Annotated in this window: 23 protein-coding genes; 15 read left to right on the top strand and 8 right to left on the bottom strand. The window is 67.5% G+C overall.

Going from position 1 to position 20,600, the window contains the following annotated elements; all coding sequences use genetic code 11:
- Positions 1-134: 134 nt before the first annotated feature.
- From ACYYG1_RS12885 to pal, 6 genes are all read left to right on the top strand, one after another.
- On the top strand, positions 135-890 hold the full coding sequence (locus ACYYG1_RS12885; protein WP_461210730.1) for an SIR2 family NAD-dependent protein deacylase: 756 nt from the start codon (positions 135-137) through the stop codon (positions 888-890).
- A gap of 121 nt (positions 891-1,011) precedes the next feature.
- Entirely contained in the window at positions 1,012-1,713 is a 702-nt protein-coding gene (locus ACYYG1_RS12880; RefSeq protein ID WP_461210729.1) for a MotA/TolQ/ExbB proton channel family protein, read from the top strand.
- Between the two features lie 5 nt (positions 1,714-1,718).
- A complete protein-coding gene (locus tag ACYYG1_RS12875; protein ID WP_461210728.1) occupies positions 1,719-2,147 on the top strand; it encodes an ExbD/TolR family protein in 429 nt (142 codons plus the stop codon).
- 42 nt (positions 2,148-2,189) lie between these two features.
- Positions 2,190-3,077, top strand: a complete 888-nt coding sequence (gene tolA / locus ACYYG1_RS12870; RefSeq protein WP_461210727.1) for a cell envelope integrity protein TolA — start codon at positions 2,190-2,192, stop codon at positions 3,075-3,077.
- A 4-nt stretch (positions 3,078-3,081) separates the two neighbouring features.
- A complete protein-coding gene (locus ACYYG1_RS12865; RefSeq protein WP_461210726.1) occupies positions 3,082-4,401 on the top strand; it encodes a translocation protein TolB in 1,320 nt (439 codons plus the stop codon).
- A gap of 171 nt (positions 4,402-4,572) precedes the next feature.
- A complete protein-coding gene (gene pal / locus ACYYG1_RS12860; protein ID WP_461210725.1) occupies positions 4,573-5,100 on the top strand; it encodes a peptidoglycan-associated lipoprotein Pal in 528 nt (175 codons plus the stop codon).
- Positions 5,101-5,429: 329 nt separating this feature from the next.
- Here the strand turns inward: pal and ACYYG1_RS12855 are convergent, their stop codons facing one another.
- The 7 genes from ACYYG1_RS12855 to ACYYG1_RS12825 all read right to left on the bottom strand — a co-directional run bounded on the left by ACYYG1_RS12855 (position 5,430) and on the right by ACYYG1_RS12825 (position 11,907).
- The gene (locus ACYYG1_RS12855) at positions 5,430-5,942 is read right to left on the bottom strand and encodes a phosphatidylglycerophosphatase A family protein (RefSeq protein WP_461210724.1); all 513 of its coding nucleotides are present in this window, start codon (positions 5,940-5,942) and stop codon (positions 5,430-5,432) included.
- A 67-nt stretch (positions 5,943-6,009) separates the two neighbouring features.
- A complete protein-coding gene (locus ACYYG1_RS12850) occupies positions 6,010-6,657 on the bottom strand; it encodes a Maf family protein (RefSeq protein ID WP_461210723.1) in 648 nt (215 codons plus the stop codon).
- 17 nt (positions 6,658-6,674) lie between these two features.
- A complete protein-coding gene (locus ACYYG1_RS12845) occupies positions 6,675-8,048 on the bottom strand; it encodes a dihydrolipoyl dehydrogenase family protein (protein WP_461210722.1) in 1,374 nt (457 codons plus the stop codon).
- Complete coding sequence (gcvPB, locus tag ACYYG1_RS12840) at positions 8,032-9,483, bottom strand: aminomethyl-transferring glycine dehydrogenase subunit GcvPB (protein ID WP_461210721.1); 1,452 nt, start codon at positions 9,481-9,483, stop codon at positions 8,032-8,034. Before gcvPB ends, ACYYG1_RS12845 begins: the two co-directional genes overlap by 17 nt.
- The gene (gene gcvPA, locus ACYYG1_RS12835; RefSeq protein WP_461210720.1) at positions 9,480-10,817 is read right to left on the bottom strand and encodes an aminomethyl-transferring glycine dehydrogenase subunit GcvPA; all 1,338 of its coding nucleotides are present in this window, start codon (positions 10,815-10,817) and stop codon (positions 9,480-9,482) included. Before gcvPA ends, gcvPB begins: the two co-directional genes overlap by 4 nt.
- Before the next feature lie 121 nt (positions 10,818-10,938).
- Positions 10,939-11,319, bottom strand: coding sequence for a glycine cleavage system protein GcvH (gene gcvH / locus ACYYG1_RS12830; RefSeq protein WP_461210719.1), 381 nt, complete (start codon positions 11,317-11,319; stop codon positions 10,939-10,941).
- A 171-nt stretch (positions 11,320-11,490) separates the two neighbouring features.
- Entirely contained in the window at positions 11,491-11,907 is a 417-nt protein-coding gene (locus tag ACYYG1_RS12825; protein WP_461210718.1) for a response regulator, read from the bottom strand.
- A gap of 168 nt (positions 11,908-12,075) precedes the next feature.
- On the opposite strand from ACYYG1_RS12825, the gene ACYYG1_RS12820 reads away from it, so the two are divergent.
- A complete protein-coding gene (locus ACYYG1_RS12820) occupies positions 12,076-12,411 on the top strand; it encodes an SHOCT domain-containing protein (protein WP_461210717.1) in 336 nt (111 codons plus the stop codon).
- On the top strand, positions 12,401-13,198 hold the full coding sequence (locus ACYYG1_RS12815) for an HD domain-containing protein (protein WP_461210716.1): 798 nt from the start codon (positions 12,401-12,403) through the stop codon (positions 13,196-13,198). The genes ACYYG1_RS12820 and ACYYG1_RS12815 overlap by 11 nt, the downstream gene beginning before the upstream one ends.
- Here ACYYG1_RS12815 and ACYYG1_RS12810 read toward each other — a convergent pair.
- Positions 13,195-13,866 carry a flagellar brake protein gene (locus ACYYG1_RS12810; RefSeq protein ID WP_461210715.1) on the bottom strand — a complete coding sequence of 224 codons (672 nt, stop codon included), beginning with the start codon at positions 13,864-13,866 and terminating at the stop codon, positions 13,195-13,197. The genes ACYYG1_RS12815 and ACYYG1_RS12810 overlap by 4 nt on opposite strands.
- Before the next feature lie 192 nt (positions 13,867-14,058).
- Between ACYYG1_RS12810 and ACYYG1_RS12805 the strand changes: the two genes are divergently transcribed.
- The 7 genes from ACYYG1_RS12805 to ACYYG1_RS12775 all read left to right on the top strand — a co-directional run bounded on the left by ACYYG1_RS12805 (position 14,059) and on the right by ACYYG1_RS12775 (position 20,437).
- Positions 14,059-14,826, top strand: coding sequence for a MotA/TolQ/ExbB proton channel family protein (locus ACYYG1_RS12805; protein ID WP_461210714.1), 768 nt, complete (start codon positions 14,059-14,061; stop codon positions 14,824-14,826).
- Positions 14,827-15,047: 221 nt separating this feature from the next.
- Positions 15,048-16,691, top strand: coding sequence for a dephospho-CoA kinase (locus ACYYG1_RS12800; RefSeq protein ID WP_461210713.1), 1,644 nt, complete (start codon positions 15,048-15,050; stop codon positions 16,689-16,691).
- Positions 16,692-17,438 (top strand): rhomboid family intramembrane serine protease, encoded by a 747-nt coding sequence (locus ACYYG1_RS12795; RefSeq protein WP_461210712.1) that lies wholly within the window; start codon positions 16,692-16,694, stop codon positions 17,436-17,438.
- 298 nt (positions 17,439-17,736) lie between these two features.
- Entirely contained in the window at positions 17,737-18,528 is a 792-nt protein-coding gene (locus ACYYG1_RS12790) for an ABC transporter ATP-binding protein (RefSeq protein ID WP_461210711.1), read from the top strand.
- Positions 18,529-19,695 (top strand): SufB/SufD family protein, encoded by a 1,167-nt coding sequence (locus ACYYG1_RS12785; RefSeq protein WP_461210710.1) that lies wholly within the window; start codon positions 18,529-18,531, stop codon positions 19,693-19,695. It abuts the gene before it with no gap.
- 188 nt (positions 19,696-19,883) lie between these two features.
- Entirely contained in the window at positions 19,884-20,120 is a 237-nt protein-coding gene (locus ACYYG1_RS12780) for a hypothetical protein (RefSeq protein WP_461210709.1), read from the top strand.
- A 131-nt stretch (positions 20,121-20,251) separates the two neighbouring features.
- Positions 20,252-20,437, top strand: a complete 186-nt coding sequence (locus ACYYG1_RS12775) for a hypothetical protein (protein ID WP_461210708.1) — start codon at positions 20,252-20,254, stop codon at positions 20,435-20,437.
- The last annotated feature ends 163 nt before the right edge of the window (positions 20,438-20,600 follow it).

The raw sequence follows: 20,600 nt of genomic DNA, 5'->3' as shown, positions 1-20,600 counted from the left end.
ATTGGGATACGCATCGGTCTTGCATTTTCCTTGCGCCTTGCATCTCAGCGAAGCGCTATTTTTGAACGGCCTGCCGGGAAGTTCTTTTCTGTCCGGAATCTCTATCGTTCATTTTCTTTCTGGAGATGGTTGCCATGCGCGGTGCTGATTACGAGCTGTGCGAGCGGGCGGCGGGCCTGCTGAAGAACGCCAAGAAGGCCGTGGCCCTGACCGGGGCGGGCATTTCCGTGCCCAGCGGGATTCCGGACTTCCGGTCCCCGGGCGGGTTGTGGTCGCAGTTCGACCCCATGGACGTGGCCAGCATCGAGGCCATGAACGGCAACCCCCGGGGCGTGTGGGAGTTCCTGCTGGACGCGGCCTCCATGTTCGACACGGCCAAGCCCAACCCCGCGCACACTGCCCTGGCGGACATGGAGCGCGCGGGCCTGCTCCGGGGCGTGGTGACCCAGAACATCGACGGCCTGCACCGGCGCGCGGGCTCGCGCACGGTGGTGGAGTACCACGGCGGCTGCGAGTCCTGGTATTGCCGCCGCTGCCGCAAGCCCTGGGACGCCTCGCGCATCACGGACCTGGGCCCCAAGGATATTCCCGTGCTCTGTTCCTGCGGCGGGCTGATCCGGCCCTCGGTTGTCTTTTTCGGCGAGGGCATCCCCCGGGGCGCGGTGGCCGGGAGCGACGCGCTGCTCTCGGGCGCGGACATGATGCTCATCGTGGGCACCTCCGGGGAGGTGGCCCCGGCCAACGCCATGCCCTGGCGCGTGAAGCGTTCGGGCGGGGCCGTGGTGGAGGTGAACCTCGGGCGCACGGCCTTTGGCGGGGTCGCGGACCTGCGCCTGGACGCGCCCGCCGAGGAGGTCCTGCCCCTGCTTTATGATCTCGCCGTTTCCTGATATGTGTCCCCCCTGAAAGGCGCGAGTGCATGCCGGACCGAACGTCCGCGTTCGTCGTCCGGCCCCCTCCAACGTCCGCGTCCCCCGTGGCGCGGCGCATTGCAGAAAGGAATCGTGACCCATGGAAGCCTTGCCGCAGATCGGTATCTTCGCCATGCTGGCCCACGCCACCCTCACCGTGAAAATGGTGCTCGGGCTCTTGGCCGTCATGTCGCTGACCAGCTGGAGCGTGATCCTGTTCAAGTATTTCTCCCTGTCCGCCGCGCGCAGGAACGCGGGCACGGACCTGCGCCGTTTCCTGAGCGCCGGGTCCCTGGACGAGGGCATGAAGGCCCTGGCCCAGAACCAGGACTCCCCGGTCTACCGCAGCGGGGTCCCGGCCTTGAACGAGCTGCGCCGCCTGGACGGCGCGGGCGTGGCCTGCGACAACGGCACCAGCGTGGTCATGGGCAACCTGTCCCGGGCCCTGGACCAGGGCGTGGGCGCCCAGCTCTCGCAATTGTCCGCGTCCCTGTCATTCCTGGCCACCTGCGGCAACTCCGCGCCCTTCATCGGCCTGTTCGGCACGGTGTGGGGCATCATGCACGCCTTCCACTCCATCGGCCAGATGAAGACCGCCGCCCTGGCCGCCGTGGCCCCGGGCATCTCCGAGGCCCTGGTGGCCACCGCCGTGGGGCTGGCCGTGGCCATCCCCGCGACCATCGCCTACAACTTCTTCCTCGGCATGCTCTCGGGCATCGAGACGGAGCTCAAGGGCTTCGCGGGCGCGTTCCTCAACGCCGCGCAGCGCGAGATGTCCGGCGGCTCCAAACGGGAGGAGTAGGGCCCATGGCGCTGAGTCCCCACAAGAACGGCTTCATAGCCGAGATCAACGTCACGCCCTTCGTGGACGTGATGCTGGTGCTGTTGATCATCTTCATGGTCACGGCGCCGCTCATGACCCAGGGGCTCGAGGTGGATCTGCCCGAGACCAAGACCGTGCGCACCCTGCCCAAGGACAAGGACCACATGGTCCTGACCGTCAAGAAGGACGGGGTCCTGTTCCTGGACGAGTACGAGGTGAAGCCCGGCGAACTGGCCGGGCACCTGGAGCGCCTGGTCAAGGCCGACCGCAAGTTCCTGTATCTGCGCGCGGACCGGGAGGTGCTCTACGGCGCCGTGGTCTCGGTGATGGGCGAGATCAAGGCCGCGGGCATCAGCCATATGGGCGTGGTGGCCGAGCCCGAGCAGGCCGCCCCGGCCAAGAAGAAGAAATAACGCCTGCATGCGCGCGGCCCCCGGGGCGCGCCGCTGCGAGATATGATGCGCACTCTCTCCTGGCTTCTTTCCATTCTGCTGCATGCGTGTGTGGCCCTTGCGGGAATCTATCTGGCCACGCCCGGCGAGATGCGCGTGAGCCTGGACGTGCCCGTGTACACGGTGGACCTGGTGCAGCTGGCCCCCAAGAAGGGGCGGCTGCCCGAGCCCAAGCCCAAGGCTGAGGCCCCCAAGCCCGCGCAGCCCAAGGCCGAGCCCGCTCCCGCCGCCCCGGCGCCCAAGCCGGAACCCAAGGCCGAGCCCAAGCCCGAGGCCAAGGCCATCGCGGCCAAGCCCGCGAAGCCCAAGGTCACGGAGATTCCCAAGAAGGAAACGCCCAAGGCCGAAAAGAAACCCGAGCCCAAGCCCGCGCCCAAGAAGCCCGCCAAGCCCCAGAAGACCAAGGAGCAGGAGCTCAAGGAGGCCCTGGCCCAGGCCCGGCGCGACGCCAAGTGGAAGGAGCGCAAGGAGGCCGAGGAGCGGGACAAGGCCCTGGCCGAGGCCCTGAAGCAGGCCGAGGCCGACGCGGCCCTGGCCGAGGCCCGCGACGCCGCCAAGGCCGAGACGGGCGAGGAGGTCGGCGCCGGGGGCACGGACCCGAACGGGGCCATGCTGGGCCTCAAGGACATCTACGCCGCCCAGGTCAAGGAGCTGATCCGCGCCAACTGGCGCTACCCCAACATTCCCGTGGACCAGAGCCTGGTGGCCGGAGTCTTCATCCGCGTGGGGCCGGACGGGTACATCAGGGAATATTCCCTCCTGGCGCGGTCCGGGCGGGCGGACTTCGACGAATCCGTTCTGAAGGCCGTGGAGGAGACGGAAAAGCTGCCCCCGCCGCCCGGCGACATCAGCGAGATACGCATCAACTTCAACCTGCAGGACATTCGGTAGACAGATGCGAAGACTGACTGCGATCCTTTGCGCGGCGCTGTGCGCCCTGGCCCTGGCCTCCGGCCCCGGCCTGGCCGCCGAGGCCCTGACCATAGACATCTTCGGCCCCGGCCAGAGCCGGGTGAACATGACCCTGGCCGACGCCGTGAGCCTCGTTCCCCGCGCGCCGACTCCGGCCCTGGCCGGGGAATTCGAGAAATATCTGCTGGAGGACCTCGACCTCCTGCCCTTCCTGCGCCTGGTCCCGTCCAAGGAGGTGCTGGGCGGCACGGCCTTCCCCGGGGTCACGGCCGCCGAGGTGGACCTGCGCCGTTTCCAGATCTCCAAGGTCGACCTGGTGCTGACCACGGGCTGGCGCGCGGAGGCAGGCGCCTCCCCCCGGGTGGAGATCCGGGTGTACGAGGCCTTCTCCGGCCGCCTGGTGGTGGGCAAGGCCTACCGCGTGGCCCCCGAGAGCCTGGCCCGGGCCGCGGACATGTTCTGCGCCAATTTCATGGAGGCGCTGACCGGCCACGGCGAGTTCTTCCGCTCGGTGCTGGCGTTCACCCGCGACGGCCGGGGCAACGACCGCGAGATCTGGTCCATGACCCCCCAGGGCCGCGAGCGGCGGCAGATCACGTTCTTCGGCGGCTCCAGCGTGAGCCCGGCCTGGTCCCCGGACGGGCGCTACCTGGCCTTCGCCCACCACGGGGAGAGCAGCCACACGCTCGGCGTGTGGGACAAGCCCAACAACCGCATTTTCCGCACCAAGTTGCCCGGCACCACCATCGGCGGTGCGGACTTCGCCCCCGACGGCACAGTGGCCGTGGCCCTGTCCCGGGGCAACATGGAGATATTCCGCCTGACCCGCGACCTGACGCGTATCAAGGAAACCCTGGTCAAGTCCTGGGCCATCGACGTCTCGCCGTCCTTTTCCGCCGACGGGGCGCGCATGGCCTTCGTCTCCGACCGCCAGGGCAACCCGCAGATCTTCATCAAGGACCTGGCTACGGGCAAGGAGCGCCGCCTGACCACGGAAGGGAAGTACAACACCAGCCCGAGCCTGTCCCCGGACGGCAAGCTGGTGGTCTTCTCCCGCCGCACCAAGCACGGGCACCGCATCTTCGTCATGGACGTGGACACCGGGCGCGAGCGGCAGATCACCTTCGGCCCGGGCAACGACGAGGAACCCGCGTTTTCGCCCGACGGCTATTTCCTGGTGTTCTCCTCCAACCGCAGCGGGCGGTACCGGTTGTACCTGACCACGCGCCACGGGGACGAGCCCCGGGTGCTGGACACGGGCAAGGGCGCGGCGACGTTTCCGGCCTTCGGACCCCGGTTGTAAGTTTCGGGAGGTTTTCGCCACATTGTCACTGGTCAAAAAACGCTCCGTATTATATTGATTTTCAATGCATGGCGCGCTAGGATTGCAAGCTAGTTCGACCTGCGGCGGTGAAGGATTTTTCCGACAACTCGTTGGAAGTGATATTTTTTCAAGACTATGTGCGAGGAGGACATGATGAAAAACAAGGTCTTGCTGGGAATGGCCATGCTTATGGCCCTGACGTTGATGCTGGCCACCGGTTGCGCCAAGAAGCAGACCTCCGGCACCGAGGGGCAGGGCGTGTCCTTCACGACGCCCGAGCCCAAGGGCGCTGATTCCGCCCAGGCCGCGGCCGAGAAGGCCGCCATGCAGAAGGCCGAGACGGAGCTTACCGCCAACAAGATTTTCTTCGACTTCGACAAGTACGATCTCAAGGCCGAGGCCAAGGACGTGCTCAAGGCCAAGGCGGCCATCCTCAAGAAGTACGCTTCCTGGAAGATGCTCATCGAGGGCCACTGCGACGAGCGCGGCACCGAGGAGTACAACCTGGCCCTGGGCGAGCGCCGTGCGCGCGCCGCCTACGAGTTCCTGGTTGTTCTGGGCGTGCCTTCCTCCCGCCTGAAGATCGTCTCCTTCGGCGAAGAGCGCGCCGTGGACGGCGGCCACAACGAGACCGCCTGGGCCAAGAACCGCCGCGACGAGTTCAAGGTCTTCAAGTAGACCCGGACCCCAGCTGTAAGAAACGAACGCCGCGCGGCATGCCGCGCGGCGTTTTTTGCGTCTGAAAGGGGGCTCAGCGCGCCGCCAGGCCCAGGACCAGGACCCTTTGCCGCCCCTGGCCAGCAGGGGCAGGTTGCGGCCCGTGCCGTAGACCAGGTCCACGACGTGAAGGCCGTTCATGGGACCCAGAAGTTTGGGCACCACCAGGGCGTCCAGGTCGACCATGGGATTGTCTTCGGCGTCGTAGTGCGGGGATCAGAGGTCGTAGCCGTCCCTGGTGGGGACGTGGCGCGCGGCGCGGATCCATGCCGTCTCGTTTCTTAGGTGCCCTACATGCCGCCGGCGTGCACGGCCACCCAGTTCACGAAGGCCCAGCGCGCGGCCCACAGGGCGGCGGCCGCGTACACGCCTGCCACGGCGTCGTCGATCATCACGCCCCAGCCCCCGGGCAGCCAGTTCTCGGCGCGACGGATGGGGAAGGGCTTGGCGATGTCGAATATCCGGAAGAACAGGAACCCCGCCAGCACCTGCCAGGTGGGCAGGATGGAGAAGGGCAGGTAGGTCAGCCACTGGCCCAGGACCTCGTCGATGACCACGCATCCGGGGTCCTTTTTCCCGAACACGGCCTCGGCGCGCGTGGAGGCCAGGGAGCCGACCACGAACAGGGCGCAGAGGATCAGGGTCCTGGTCAGGGGCGAGTGGGGCAGGAAAAGAAACGGCGCGGTGACCACGGCCGCCGCCGAGCCCCAGGTGCCGGGCCCCTTGGGCAGGTGCCCCACGGGGCCCAGGGTGGCGAAAAAGGCGGCCAGGCGGTCCGCGCCGCTGTGTGTGTTGTCGGTCATGGTCGGGTCTCCTGGTTGGGGCGCGCTTCGAGAACTACGCTCCGGGCGCGGCCTTGGCAAGGCGGGGTCAGCCGCGGGGGCGCACCGCGCGCAGGCGGAAAAGTGTCTCCACCAGGCGGTGCAGGGGCAGGCCCACCACGTTGTTGTAGGACCCGGAAATGGTTTCCACCAGAAAGCCGCCCTGGCCCTGGATGGCGTAGGCTCCGGCCTTGTCCATGGGCTCGCCCGTGGCCACGTAGGCCAGGAGCACCTCCAGGGGCTGCGGGCCCATGGTCACGTCCGTGGACACGGAGAACAGCTCCGGCGCGCCCGTGGGCGGGAACACGGCGCAGCCCGAAACCACGCGGTGGGTGGTGCCCACCAGGCGGGTGAGCATCAGGATGGCCTGGTCCGGGTTCTCGGGCTTGCCCATGATCTCGCGGTCCAGGACCACCACGGTGTCCGAGCTGATGACCACGGCTTCGGGCCGCTGCCTGACGACGGCCAGGCCCTTGGCCAGGGCCGCGCGGCGCGCGAATTCGTCCGGGTCCTCGTCCGCGTCGGGCAGGGGTTCGTCCTCGGAGCTGGGCAGGACCTCGAATTCCAGGCCCAGGGCCGCGAGCATTTCCTTGCGCCGGGGCGAGCCGGAGGCCAGGACGATGGGCTGCACGGCCTCCAGGGGGCCGGGGGAGTCCTGGGGGTCCATGTCGATGAGATCGGTGATGCTGAAATCCATATCGTCCGGTTCCGGCCTCAGGCCGGGATGCGCTCGGCGGTCAGGGCCGCGAGCAGGGATTCGTCCAGGGTCGGGTGGGCCCAGATGATTTTATCGGCGTCCTCGGGGCTCCAGGCCTGGGCCACCACGAGGGTCGCCTGGGTCACCAGGTGCGTGACGCCGTGGCCCACCGCCGTGATGCCCGCCACGCGCCCGTCGGCCCAGACCGCCTTCACGAAACCCTGGGCCGAGGCGTGGGCCTGGGCGATGGGATTGGCGGCCAGCTGGGCCGTGGAGACTTCCGTCGCCACTCCGGCGTCCTTGAGCTCCCCGGGCATCTGGCCCACGCGGATGGACTCCGGCGCGCCGTAGATGCACCAGGGCATGGGGCCCGGGGTGTAGGGGGCGTCGGTTTCGCCCGCCGCGCGCCGCGCCGCGTAGAGCCCCTGGTGGGAGGCGGCGTGGGCCAGCATGGCCTTGCCGTTGGCGTCGCCCACGCAGGAGATGCCCGGAGCGGCCTCCAGGTGCTCGTCCACCTGCACGAACCCGCGCCTGTCCAGGACCGCGCCCGCGTCCTCCAGGCCCAGCCCGGCGGTCAGGGGGCCGCGCCCCGTGGCCACCAGGGCCAGGGAGGCGGAGAGGGTTTCGCCGTCCTCCATGGTCAGCAGGGCCTGGCCGTCCCGCGTCGCCAAGCTTTGCACGCGTTTGCCCGTGAGGATCTTCCACTTTTCGCGCTTGGCCAGCTGGGCGATGGTCTTGGAAACCTCGGGGTCCTCGAAGGGCGCCACGCGCTCCAGGGCCTCCACCACGGTCACGGCCGCGCCCAGGCGCGAGAAGAAGCGCCCCAGCTCCAGGCCGATGACCCCGCCGCCCACGATGATCAGGCTTTCCGGGGCCTCCTGGAGATCAAGGATGCCGTCGGAGTCCAGCACCCGGTCCCCGTCGGGCGTCATGCCCGGGAAGGCCGTGGGCCGCGAGCCCGTGGCCACCACCAGGCGGCCGCAGGCCAGTTCCGCGACGCCCTGGTCCGTGTCCACGGCCAGGAGGCCCGGCGCGGCCAGCCGTCCGCTGCCATGCACCAGGGCCACGCCAGCCTGGGCCAGGCGCGTTTCCTGGGCCTTGCGCAGGCCCGAGAGGATTTGTTCCTTGCGCTTTTGCAGGGCGGGCAGGTCCACGCCGATGTCGCCCGAGGCGATTTTGAGCTTGGCCTGGGCCGCCAGCTCGTGCACGCAGTCCGTGGCCCCCAGGAAGAGCTTGGTGGGGATGCAGCCCCTGTTCAGGCAGGTGCCCCCCAGGTGCCCGCGCTCCACCAGGGCCGTGGACAGGCCCAGGCGCGCGCCCTCCAGGGCGCAGTCCAGCCCGCCGGGGCCGCCGCCCAGGACCACGAGGTCGTACTTAGCACCCGCAGTCATCGGTGAGCACCATCTCCCTGGCGGCCTTGGTTTCGTCCAGCCTGGTCACGGGCAGGGTCACGGGGGCGGCCATCACGGACTCGGGGTCCGTGGCCGCGCGCTCCACGATCTCGATGAGGTCGTCCAGAAAGCCGTCCAGCGTGTCTTTGGATTCCGTTTCCGTGGGCTCGAACATCAGGCATTCCTTGACGATGAGCGGGAAGTAGATGGTGGGCGCGTGGTGGCCCTTGTCCAGGAGCGCCTTGGCGATGTCCAGGGCGCGCACGCCGTTCAGCTTGTCGCCCACGGCCGAGGCCACGAACTCATGCATGCAGATGCGGTCGAAGGGGACTTCCAGCACGCCCTCCAGGCGCTTGCGCATGTAGTTGGCCGCCAGCACGGCGTTCTCGCTGGCCCGCGCGAGGCCTTCCTTGCCCAGGCGCAGCACGTAGGCGTAGGCCTTGAGCATCACGCCGAAGTTTCCGTAGAACGGGGCCATGTAGCCGATGGACTTGGGATGGGCGTAGTCCAGCACGAAGCGCCCGTCATCCAGGCGTTTGACCCGCGAGATGGGCAGGTAGGGCATGAGCTTTTCGCACACGCCCACCGGGCCGGAGCCCGGGCCGCCGCCGCCGTGGGGCGTGCCCATGGTCTTGTGCAGGTTCAGGTGCACCACGTCGAAGCCCGCGTCGCCCACGCGCATCTTGCCCATGATGGCGTTCATGTTCGCGCCGTCGTAGTAGAGCAGGGCGTCCACGGCGTGGATCATCTCCACGATCTCGGGCAGGTGCTTCTCGAACAGCCCCAGCGTGTTGGGGCAGGTCATCATCACCGCGGCCACCTCGTCGTCCAGGGCGGCGCGCAGGGCCTCGGGGTCCACCATGCCGTCCTTGGAGTCGATGGAGACCACGTCGAAGCCCGCGATGGCGGCCGAGGCCGGGTTGGTGCCGTGGGCCGAGTCGGGCACGATGACCTTGGTCTTCTTGTTGCCCTTGTCCTTGTGGTAGGCGGCGATGACCATGGCCCCGGTGAGCTCGCCGTGGGCCCCGGCCATGGGGTGCAGGGTGAAGCCCGCCATGCCCGTGATCTCGCAGAGCAGGTGCTCCATGTCGTACATGGCTCCCAGGGCGCCCTGGGTGAAGTGGCCCGCGCCCTTGAGCTGGGCCATGAGCGGGTGCAGCCGGGTGAACCCGGGCAGGGCGGCCACGTTCTCCGTGAACTTGGGGTTGTATTTCATGGTGCACGAGCCCAGGGGATAGAAATTCCCGTCCACGCCGAAGTTGCGGCGCGAAAGCTCGGTGAAGTGGCGTACCACGTCCAGCTCGCCCAGCTCGGGCAGCCTGGCGCGCGAGGAGCGGAGCATCCCGGCGGGCAGGAAGTCAGCGGCGCGGGAGCCGGTCAGCCCGTTGCACACGCCCTTGCGGCAGGGCACGGATTTTTCGAACATCGTCTTCATCTCAAGAGACCTCCCAGCATTTCGGCCATCACGCCGATGTCCTCGCGGGTGTGGCGTTCGGTGCAGGCCACCAGCAGGCAGTCCTGAAGGCCCTCGTAGTAGCGGCCCAGGGGGAAGCCCGGCACGTAGCCGCGCTCGGTGAGGGCGTCCACCACGTCGAAGGCGGGCACGGGCAGGCGCACGGCGAACTCGTTGCAGAAGGGCCCGTCCGTGAGCAGCGAGACCCCGGGCAGGGCGGTCAGGCGCTCGGCCGCGTAGTGGGCCAACTCCATGCAGCGCACGGCGGTCTGCTCCAGGCCCGAGGGGCCGAGGAGGCTCATGTGCACCAGGGTGCGCAGGGCGCAGAGCGCCTGGTTGGAGCAGATGTTGGACGTGGCCTTCTGGCGGCGGATGTGCTGCTCCCGGGCCTGGAGGGTCAGCACGTAGCCCGTGCGGCCCTCGGTGTCCACGGTGCGGCCCACGATGCGCCCGGGCAGCTGGCGCACCATCTTCTTGGTGCAGGCCATGACGCCCAGGTACGGCCCGCCGAAGGACAGGGGCTGGCCCAGGCTCTGGGCCTCGGCCACGGCGATGTCCGCGCCCATCTCCCCGGGGGTCTTGAGCACCGACTGCATCAGCGGGTAGACGCTGACGACGCTCGCGGCCTTCATGGCCCTGGCGTGCTCGAAGAGCTCCGTGAAATCGTTGGCCTGACCGAAGAAGTTGGGGTTCTGGACCACCACGGCGGCGGTGTCCTCGTCCACAGCGGCCTTCAACGCCGCGAGGTCCGTGGAGCCGTCCTTGTGGGGCACGGTGACCAGGGTCAGGTTCAGGTTCGAGGTGTAGGAGTCGAGCATGATGCGGTAGATGGGCGAGAGGGCCTCGCTGACCACCAGCTTGCTGCGCTTCTTGGACGCGCGCACGCCCATCATCATGGCCTCGAAGAGGGCCGACCCGCCGTCGTACACGCTGGCGTTGGAGCAATCCATGTCCAGCAGGCGGCAGATGGCGGTCTGGTACTCGAAGATGGCCTGCAGGGTGCCCTGGGAGGCCTCGGGCTGGTACGGGGTGTAGGCGGTGTAGAACTCGCCCCGTCCCGTCAAGGCGTCCACGGCCGCGGGGATGTGGTGGTCGTAGAATCCCGCGCCCAGGAAGCTGACCACGTCCACCTTGTTCTTGGCGGCCAGGCGCTCCATGCGCGTCATGACCTCCATCTCGGAGAGGCCCTGGGGGATGTCGAAACTTTTGGGGCGGAGTTCCGGGGGAATGTCGGCGAACAGCTCTTCCATGGACGTGACGCCCACGGTCTCGAGCATGCGCCGGGTTTCCTCCTCGGTGTGGGGAACGTACGGCATTGCGTCCGGCTCCTGTGGTTGTGTTGGCGGGACGGGCCGCCTTGGGCCCGGCGCGTCCAAAGGCCGGGCCCGGAGCGCCCGGGAGGGGCGCGCCGGGGCCGCGGCGGGGGAAAAAGGGGTGCTAGTGGGCCTCGGAGGCCATGACCTCTTCGTAGGCGGCGGCGTCCAGAAGGGCGTCCACGCCGCCGGAGACCTTGAAACGCACCAGCCAGCCGTCCCCGTAGGGGGCCTGGTTCACGGTCTCGGGGGCGTCCTCCAAGGCCTCGTTCACGGCCACGATCTCGCCGCTGACCGGGGCGTAGATTTCGCTGGCGGCCTTCACGGACTCCACGGAGCCCATCTCCTCCCCGGCCTCGAAGGTGTCGCCCACCTCGGGCAACTCCACGTAGGTCAGGTCGCCCAACTGCTCCTGGGCGAAGTGGGTGATGCCGACGGTGGCCTCGTCGCCTTCCAGGCGGACCCATTCATGGGTCTTGGAGTACTTCAAGTCCTTGGGAGTCACTGTGCTTCTCCTTGGGTAGACGCGTCGCCCACAGGGCGGCGGTGTGGTTTTCTCGTCTGAACCGGCCATATCCTGGCATGGAAAAAGCCGGAAATAAACCTTTCCGGCTTTAACGGCAAGATCGGGCCTTTCCCCTGTGGACTCGGCCGGTTGGGCCACAGGACGCCGGGTTCAGTCGGCGTCCTTTTCCTCCAGGGCGATGCCCAGGTTCCTGATCTCGTTGAGCAGGGTCTTCTTGCGGATGGGCTTGACCAGATAGGACGTGGCCTCGCCCAGGAAGAAGGCGTCGTGCAACTCCTTGGTGTCGTCCAGGGCCGAGATCATCACGGCCTTGACGCGCTGTTCGTCGGGTACGCCCATTTCGGTCTCGATCTCCCGAATCTCGCGCAGGGCCTGCTGGCCGTCCACGTTGGGCATGATGATGTCCAGGCAGACGAGATCATAGGGCTCCCCCCCCTTGAGGGAGGACCTGAAGGCCTCCACGGCCTCTTCCCCGTCCACGGCCACGTCGCAATAGCCGTACGGATACAGGATCTTCTGCATGACGCGCCGACTGTCGAATTCGTCGTCCACAATGAGAAACCGCATCGTCAACACACCCCCTGTTGAAGCCGGTCATGGTCTTACGCTCATAAATAAAACTAATCCCTTTGGCAACACACGGTTGAGGCCCGCGATGGAAAGGGCTAGGCTCGGTCGCGCCGGGATGGGCCCGGCGGGAATCGCGGGCCTTGGCCCGCGCGGGAGGTGGATGCGGTGTTGGACGTGTTCGGGCTCGGCGTGGCCGTGCAGACCGCGGTGGGGCGCACGGGCTGGGAGGGCTGGCCATTCGGCGGGGAAACGAGCCCCTGGCTGGCCGGGGCCCTGCGCATCCTGTTCACGGCCCTGGTCTTCGCGGCGCTGGCCTGGGGGCTGCGCCTGCTGTTCGGGCCCGGCGGCCACCTGCGGCCCAAGGAATTCGGCACCGCCCACATCGCGGAGCGCAAGGAAAGAAAACGCCGGACCGCGGACATCTACGCCCGGTACAAGGCCGGGGAACTGGACGCGGACGAATACCGCGAGGCACTGGCGAGGCTCGAACGTGGAGACTGACGCATTTCTGGCCCCGCACCGCGAACGGTTGCGGGCCTTCGCCCTGGAGCACTGGGCCCGCATCGCCGACGGCCGGGAGAACATCGACCTCAAGCTGGACCACAGCCTGCGCGTGCTGGACGAGGCCCTGGGCATCACGGCTTCCCTGGGCGGCGGCGCTTCGGGCCGGGACCTGCTGGACGCCGTGCACCTGGCCGCCCTGTACCACGACATGGGGCGCTTCCCGCAGTTCGAACGCTGGGGCACCTTCAACGACCGCAAGTCCATGAACCACGGCCGCCTCAGCCTGTACGCCGCGCGCGCGGCCGGGGTCCTGGACGGGCTTTCGCCGCGCCTGAGGAAGGTGGCCCTGGCCGCCATCCTGATGCACAACCGGCGGCTGCTGCCCCCGAACCTGCCCGGGGACGTGGACTTCGCCGTGCGCGTGGTGCGCGACGCGGACAAACTGGACATCTATCCCGTGATGCTGTCCCACCTGGAACCCGGCGCGCCCGCCAATCCCGTGGTCACCCTGGGCCTAGCCGACGACCCCGAGGCCTACACCCCGCAAATACTGGAACAGATCCTGGCTGGCAGCCTGTGCGAGTATCGGGATATGCGCTACACCAACGATTTCAAGCTCTTGGTCCTATCCTGGATCTATGATCTGAATTTCGGGCACAGCCGCCGGGCCCTGGCGGAGCGGGGCTACCTGGAGCGGCTCCTGGCCTGCCTGCCCCGGAACGAGGCCTTTGGGGGGCTGGGGGAGCGCCTGCGCGCGGATTTGAACGGCGGCCGACAGGCCTAGTGATCGAGGACGAGCAGGGCCTGGTCCACGTAATCGCCGATCCAGGTCTCGACGGGTTCGGGCAGGTCCGCGAAGGTCACGCCCAGGCGGAAGGGCTCGTCCTGACCGCCTTCCACGCGGCGCACGTCGCAGCGGATCTGGTCCTGGTCCACGGCCTTGAACAGGGGGCAGTGCAGGTGGACGATGTCCCCCACCTGGGGCGGCACGGGGCGGGCCGAGGCGTCGTAGGTCAGGGCGCAGCCCGCGCGGGAGAGGTCCTGGATCATGCCCCGCCAGCGCGTTTCGCCTTGCATCAGGGTGGCCGGGAAGAAGCAGTCGATGCGGTGTTCCTTGCGCAGGTTGTGGGTCTGCACGGTCTCGGGGTAGTCGATGAACACCAGGGGATGGGGCTTGGCTACGTGGGCCTGGATGCGCGAACCGAAGGCCCAGATGTGCCCGTAGTGCAGAAAGCGCACCACCACCCGGTTGCCTGTGTACAGATGGTCGTAGAGGTTGGTGCCCAGGGCCGTCCTGGGGGTGCGGAACATGAAGTGGCGACCCTTTTCGAGGCCCACGAAGACGGTCTTCAGGCGTTCGTCCAGTCCGCCCAGGGATACCAGGAGCTGGGTCCCGGGGGTGATGCCGGTCAGTGAGCGTGTGGGCTTGAGGGTGGTATCCTGCTCGGCCATTGCGGGTTTCCTCTCGCGGATTTCTTTCTTTTACCTCTTAATTCTAGCATCATTGGCCCCCAGTGCAACCGCTCCCAGGCGGATTTGGGGAAAATACCCAGGCATCCGGTTTCTTCATCCCGGGAGGACCTTGATTCCCTTTTCTTTTCCATGGATAATGACGCATAGTGACAACCTTCGCCCGGGGGGCTTGTGAGCGACCAGACCGAACAGAAGACCGACGAGACCCAGCGAGACGTGAACCTCCTGGAGATGCCCCTGGAGGGCATCGCGGCCTATTGGCTGTCACTGCGCAAGGTCATGGGGCCCAAGCTGCAGCCCAAGACCCTGGAGGAAGAGGTTGTCAACACCCAGGAACCGTTCATCAAGTATCTCCTGGAGATGTTTTCCTCGGGAGTGACCGACGCGGAGCTGCGTCGCCTGTGCCAGGTGCGGCAGGACACGGCCGTGCGCGAACTGCGCCTCAAGCTGGCCATGATGCGTGAGGCGCTCACGGTCATCGCCTCGGCCGAGAACCCGCGCAAGGCGCTGATGCGCATGGGCGCGTACCTGGCCGAACCTTCCCTGACCGAGGAGAGCGCCACCAAGATGGCCCTGGACATGGTGCGCATGGCCGAGAAGAGCAAGGACGGCTACGTGGTCACGGTGGAGCCCTCCCTGTCCCCGGAGCAGCTTTTGGTGAAGCTCCTGTTCTACGTGCTCTGGGCCCGGCGCGAGGGCAAGGCCGGGCTGGAGCCCTTTGCCGAGAACGGGCGCTGCCGGTTCTTCAACCAGGGCCTGGGCATGGTGGTGGACGGGTTCGAGCGCAGCTTCGTGCGCGGCTGCCTGGACATCGCCGAGGCCGAAATCCTGGACACGGCGTCCCGCAAGATGGCGCTGTCCGTGGACATGGTCCTGGCCCTGCGCGCCAAGCTGTCCTACGAGGACATGTTTCGCGCGGTGCGCGCATATCTTCCCTAGCAGGCCGTTGAAAAGATGCAATCTGCTTCGTCAGCGCAACCATCCGGACCGCTTGTGTATGCACGATACAGCTCTGCTCTCGATATCTGTAAGGCTCGAAGACTCGCCTAACAGCTAGTCGGTCTGCGCGCCCCGGATGCTTCCGCTTCCTCGCATCTCACTGTTTGAACGGCCTGCGAATAATGATTTTCTAATTATTGCAAACGATTGGATATCATCCCATGCATGACGATTACGAAACCGGCGGCGTTCTCCGCCTGGACGCGCCCCCGGGCGCGGCTGGCGCGCGGCTGGACGCGTTCCTGGCCGGGGAGCTGGCCGGGCGGGGCGTGTCCCGCGCGCGGGTCCAGGAGCTGATCCGCGAGGGCAAGGCCCTGGTGGACGGCGGGGCCCAGGCCAAGCCCGGATTCCGGCTGGCCGGGGGCGAGGCCCTGGAACTGGCCCTGGACATCCCGGCCCCCGGGCTCACGCCCCGCGCCGGGGTCCTGGACCTGGTGCACGAGGACGAGGCCCTGGTGGTGGTGGACAAGCCCGCCGGGCTGGTGGTGCATCCCGGCCCAGGCATCGGGGACGACACCCTGGTGCACCGCCTGGCGCACCGTTTCCCGGGCATCCTGGACATGGGCGGCGAACGCCCTGGCGTCGTGCACCGCATCGACAAGGACACCTCCGGGCTGCTGCTGGTGGCCCTGACCGAGGCCGCGCGCCTGCGCCTGTCCGAGGACTTCGCCGAGCGCAGGATCGAGAAGGAATATCTGGCCCTGGTGCACGGAGTGCCCGCCGGGCCCCTGGGCGGCCAGGGCAGCGTGGACGCGCCCATCGGCCGCGACCCGCGCGTGAAGACGCGCATGGCCGTCACGGACAAGGGCGGCCGCGCGGCGCTCACGGACTGGCGCGTGCTGTGGATCGCGCCCGACGCGTCCGCGAGCCTGGTGCGCGTGCGCATCCACACCGGCCGCACCCACCAGATCCGCGTGCACATGGCCCACATCGGGCATCCGCTGCTGGGCGACGCGGTGTACGGCGCGCGCGAACAGGCCGAATGGCGGCGGGGCTCGGGCCTGGACCCGGCCCTGGCGTCGCGCCAGATGCTCCACGCTTGGCGTCTGGCCTTCGTCCATCCGCTGACGGGCGAGCGCCTGGAATTCTGCAGCGAACCTCCCGAGGATTTCCGGACCCTGGCCCTGGAGCTGTTGCGGTCCGTGCAGCGCGTGGGCCTGGTGGGCATGCCGGGCTCCGGCAAGTCCGCCCTGGCGGGCATGCTGGCCGATGCGGGCGCGCCCGTGTTCTCGGCCGACGCCTGCGTGGCCGGGCTCTACGATGCGGGCGCGGACGGTTGGGTGCTCATGCGCCGTCGCTTCGGCCCGGAGTTCGCGCCCGACGGGCGGCCCGTGGACAAGGCCCGCCTGTTCGCGGCCATGTGCGAGTCCGACGCGCTGCGCCGCGAGGTCCAGGACCTGGTGCATCCCCTGGTGCGGCACCGGGTGGCGGAGTTCTGGCGCGAGCATCGCCACGCGGTCTTCGCCGTGGCCGAGGTCCAGCTGCTCCTGGAGGGCGGCTGGCCCGAGGATGGGCTCACGGATCTGGTGGTGGGTGTGCGCGTGCCCGAGGCCGCGCGGCGCGAACGCCTGGCCGGACGCGGCTGGGCCCCGGAGGTGGGCGCGGCCATGGAGTCCTGGCAGTGGAGCGAGGCCGACAAGATGGCCCGCTGCGACCTGGTGGTGGACAACGACGGCGACCTGGACGCCCTGCGGCGCAAGGCCTCGGACCTGGTGCGCGAGCTGGCCGCGCGGCGCGAGACCCGGCAGGCCAGGACCCGCGCGCATCTGGAATCCCTGTGGGCCGCCCCCGAGGGGGACGGCTAGATGCTGCCCCTGCGCGACTCCATACCCCGGGTGCACACGCCCTGGGCCGTGTACGCGCTCATCGCCGCCAACACCCTGGTTTTCCTCTGGCTCGCCAGCCTGTCGACCCGCGACACGGGCATCGTCATCCACCTTTTCGGCGTGGTGCCCGCGCGCTTCAGCCATCCGGACATGGCCCTGCAGGCCGGATATCCGGAGTTCGGGCTCTATTCCTTCATCACCTACATGTTTCTGCACGGCGGCTGGCTGCACCTGATCATGAACATGTGGACCATGTGGATATTCGCGGACAACATCGAGGACGTCATGGGGCCCTGGCGTTTCCTGGGCTTCTACCTCTGTTGCGGCTTGGCGGCCCTGGCCGTGCACTACATGTTCAACTCGGACTCCACTGTCCCGGTGGTTGGGGCCAGCGGGGCCATAGCCGGGGTCATGGGGGCCTATTTCCTGCTCTATCCCCACGCCCGCGTGGTGACCCTGGTGCCCCTGTTCATCATCCCCTTTGTTTTCGAGATTCCGGCGGTGGTCTTCCTGGGCATCTGGGCCGCCATGCAGTTGTTTTCCGGGGTCGCGTCCCTGGCCGGCTCGGACGGTGGGGGCATCGCCTGGTGGGCGCACGCGGGTGGCTTCGTGGCCGGGATGCTGCTGCTGCCCCTGTTCCGCAAGAAGGGGCGCTGCTATTTCTGCGTGCGCCCGGACGGGCGCATACCCGGCGGGCGCGGCCTGCGGCCCCCGGGCGGCCGCTGAAAAAACGCGATCTGCTTCGTCAGCGAAAAAATCCAGACCGCTTATGTATGCGCAATACACTGCGCGTCCTGGGTTTTTCCGCTTCCTCGCATCTCACGCTTTTTGAGCGGCCTGTGAGAAATGCCGATGCGCCATCACGCCGGGAACTCTCGTTTTTGCCCTTGAAGAGGGGAAAGCAATTCTGACTATTTTGCTATGAATTGGCGGTTCCGCACCTGGACATTTTCGCCAGGAAGATTATGAGAACAGGCACAACCCAAAGGCGGTGGTCCCGTCCACTACAAACAAGGAACGAGACATGCTTGATATCAACGACCTGCACGTGAAGATCGGCGACAAGGAGGTCCTGCGCGGCATCAACCTGCGCATCGAGGAGGGCGAGACCTTCATCCTCTTCGGGCCCAACGGCTCGGGCAAGACCACCCTGCTCATGACCCTCATGGGTTTTGGCAACTATACCATCACCGGCGGCACCATCAAATTCAAGGGCGTGGACATCACCCACGCGCCCATCCACGAGCGCGCCCGCCTGGGCATCGGCATGTCCTTCCAGCGGCCGCCGACCATCCACGGCCTGAAGACGCGCCACCTGGTGGAAATGTGCGCCAAGCACGGCGGCAACGGCCACCGCAGCGTGGACGAGCTGGCCGACCTGGTGAATTTCACGGATTTTCTGGACCGCGACATCAACGCGGGCTTCTCCGGCGGCGAGATCAAGCGCTCCGAGCTTTTGCAGCTCATGTCCCAGGCGCCGAGCCTCGTGCTTTTCGACGAGCCCGAATCCGGCGTGGACCTGGAGAACATGAAGCTCATCGGCATGGTGGCGCGCCGCCTGCTGGACGGGTTCACGGCCCCGCAGCCCGACCGGTCCATGAAGGAATTGCGCTCCGAGCACCGCACCTCGGGCCTGATCATCACCCACACGGGCTACATCCTGGACTACATCAACGCCGACCGCGGCCAAGTCATGTACGACGGGCACCTCTGTTGCGAGGCCCGGCCCCGGGACATCCTGGAGCACGTGGGCAAGTACGGGTACCAGGAGTGTGTGCGTTGTCTGGACAAAGTAACCGATTCGCGGGGTGCCTAAATGAGCGACACCAACGTCAGATTATCCGACTACACCTTCTCCGGAGTTGAGGAGGGCGCCATTGAGGACCTGCGCACCTTGAGCCCCGAGGACAAGCGGCAGCTGCTCATGGCGGGCGTGGACGTGGACCGCTCCAAGCTGGCGGGCGAGTTCCTGCACATGAACCACAGCGGCGTGCACTGCAAGAGCATGAACCCGGGGGTCGAGGTCCTGAACATCAAGCAGGCCCTCAAGAAATACGACGGCCTGTCCCAGTATTTCTGGAAGCTCATCGACCCGGACAAGGACGAGTTCACCCGCGCGGCTTTCGAGAACCTGCACGGCGGGTACTTCGTGCGCACGGAACAGGGCGCCAAGATCCCCGAGCCCGTGCAGTCCTGCCTGTTCTTGAAGGGCAAGGGCGTGGGCCAGAACGTGCACAACGTGATCATCGTGGAGGAGGACAGCGAGCTCCACGTGATCACGGGCTGCGCCGTGTCCGGAGCCGAGGAGGCCGCCGCGCACCTGGGCATCTCCGAGTTCTACGTCAAGAAGGGCGGCAAGCTGACCTTCACCATGATCCACAACTGGAGCGAAAAGGTCGCCGTCAGGCCCCGCACCCGGGGCGTGGTGGAGGCCGGGGGCGTGTTCCAGAACAACTACGTGCTCATGCAGCCCGTGGGCACTCTGCAATCCTACCCGGGCATCGACCTGGTGGGCCGGGGCGCGCGCGCCAGGTTCAACTCCGTGCTGGTGGCCCCCAAGGGCTCGCACATCAACTCCGGCTCCGAGGTCAACCTCTTGGCCGAGAACACCGCCGGCGAGATCATCTCCCGCACCCTGACCACGGGCGGCACCATCATCGCCCCCGGGCGCATCACCGCGCACAGCGCGCCCGCGCGCGGGCACCTGGAGTGCAAGGGCCTGATCCTGGGCGGCGGCCGCATCCACGCCATCCCCGAGCTGGACGCCCACGTCGAGGGCGTGGAGTTGTCCCACGAGGCCGCGGTGGGCAAGATCGCCCAGGAGGAAATCGAATACCTCCAGGCGCGCGGCCTGGACGAGGACGAGGCCACCTCCACCATCGTGCGCGGCTTCCTGAACGTGGAGATGGAGGGCCTGCCCGCCGAGCTGCAAAAGGCCATCGACGAGCAGATCGACCAGCTGGACGCCAGCGACGCCATGTAGCGGACAAACGGCCGCCGCGTAGCGCTGGGCCGAACATTCGACGCCAATGGGCCCGGGAGTAAGCCTCCCGGGCCTTCTTTTGTTTTGGGCATAGGCGAAATCAGCCCATGCTTGTGAATGAAGGAATTTGGCCGAGGGTGTTGACCAACCTCCCGGAAAGTGTAGCCTATTGGGTTGAGGAGGAGGTAATGGAACACGAGTGGCATTTCACGCAGTACATGCTGGGGTTCTGCGTCCTGGTGCTGGCCATGCGCGCGGGGGGCTGGCTGGCGTCCAGGTCGAGAGCCTTCATCAGGGGCCTGTGGACCTCGGGGGACAGGGAGTTTTATTGCTTTTTCCCCACCCGGACCTTTGGCGGGACGCAGCGCCCCGGCCAGGGCGAAGGCGCGGCGCGGCGCGCCCCGCGGGGCGGCGAATCCCGGTGAGGGCGGGGCGCGGCCAGGGGGCGGAGAAAGAGGATGAGCGAAAATCGCCTCATCTTGTGAAGCAAAGAATTTGAAAAGGGGTATTGACCAGCGCGCTCGAAGGAGTACTCTTTCGGGCCGAGGAGGACGACATGGAAGCCCAATGGTTTTTCACTGAAGGTTTGTTCGGGTTCTGCGGCCTGGTGCTGGCCATGCGCACCGGCAGGTTCGTGGTTTCCCGGGGGCACGACGTTGTCCGGCGGATCGCCCGCATCGGCAACGGAGATTTCTACTGTTTTTTCCCGACCCGCAGTTTCGCCGGGAAGCGCGCGGCCTGAACCGCGACAGCAGGCGCGCGCAAAAAAGCCCGGGCAGTACCGCTGCCCGGGCTTTTTTGCGCGCCGGGCCGGGCTGTCCAGTCACGTTGCGCGCCGGGCCGGGCTGTCCAGTCACGTTGCGCGCCGGGCCGGGCTGTCCAGTCACGTTGCGCGCCGGGCCGGG

This window comes from Desulfocurvus sp. DL1XJH-121 (genome assembly GCF_054819825.1).
This window is presented reverse-complemented; position numbering and strand designations above follow the sequence as displayed.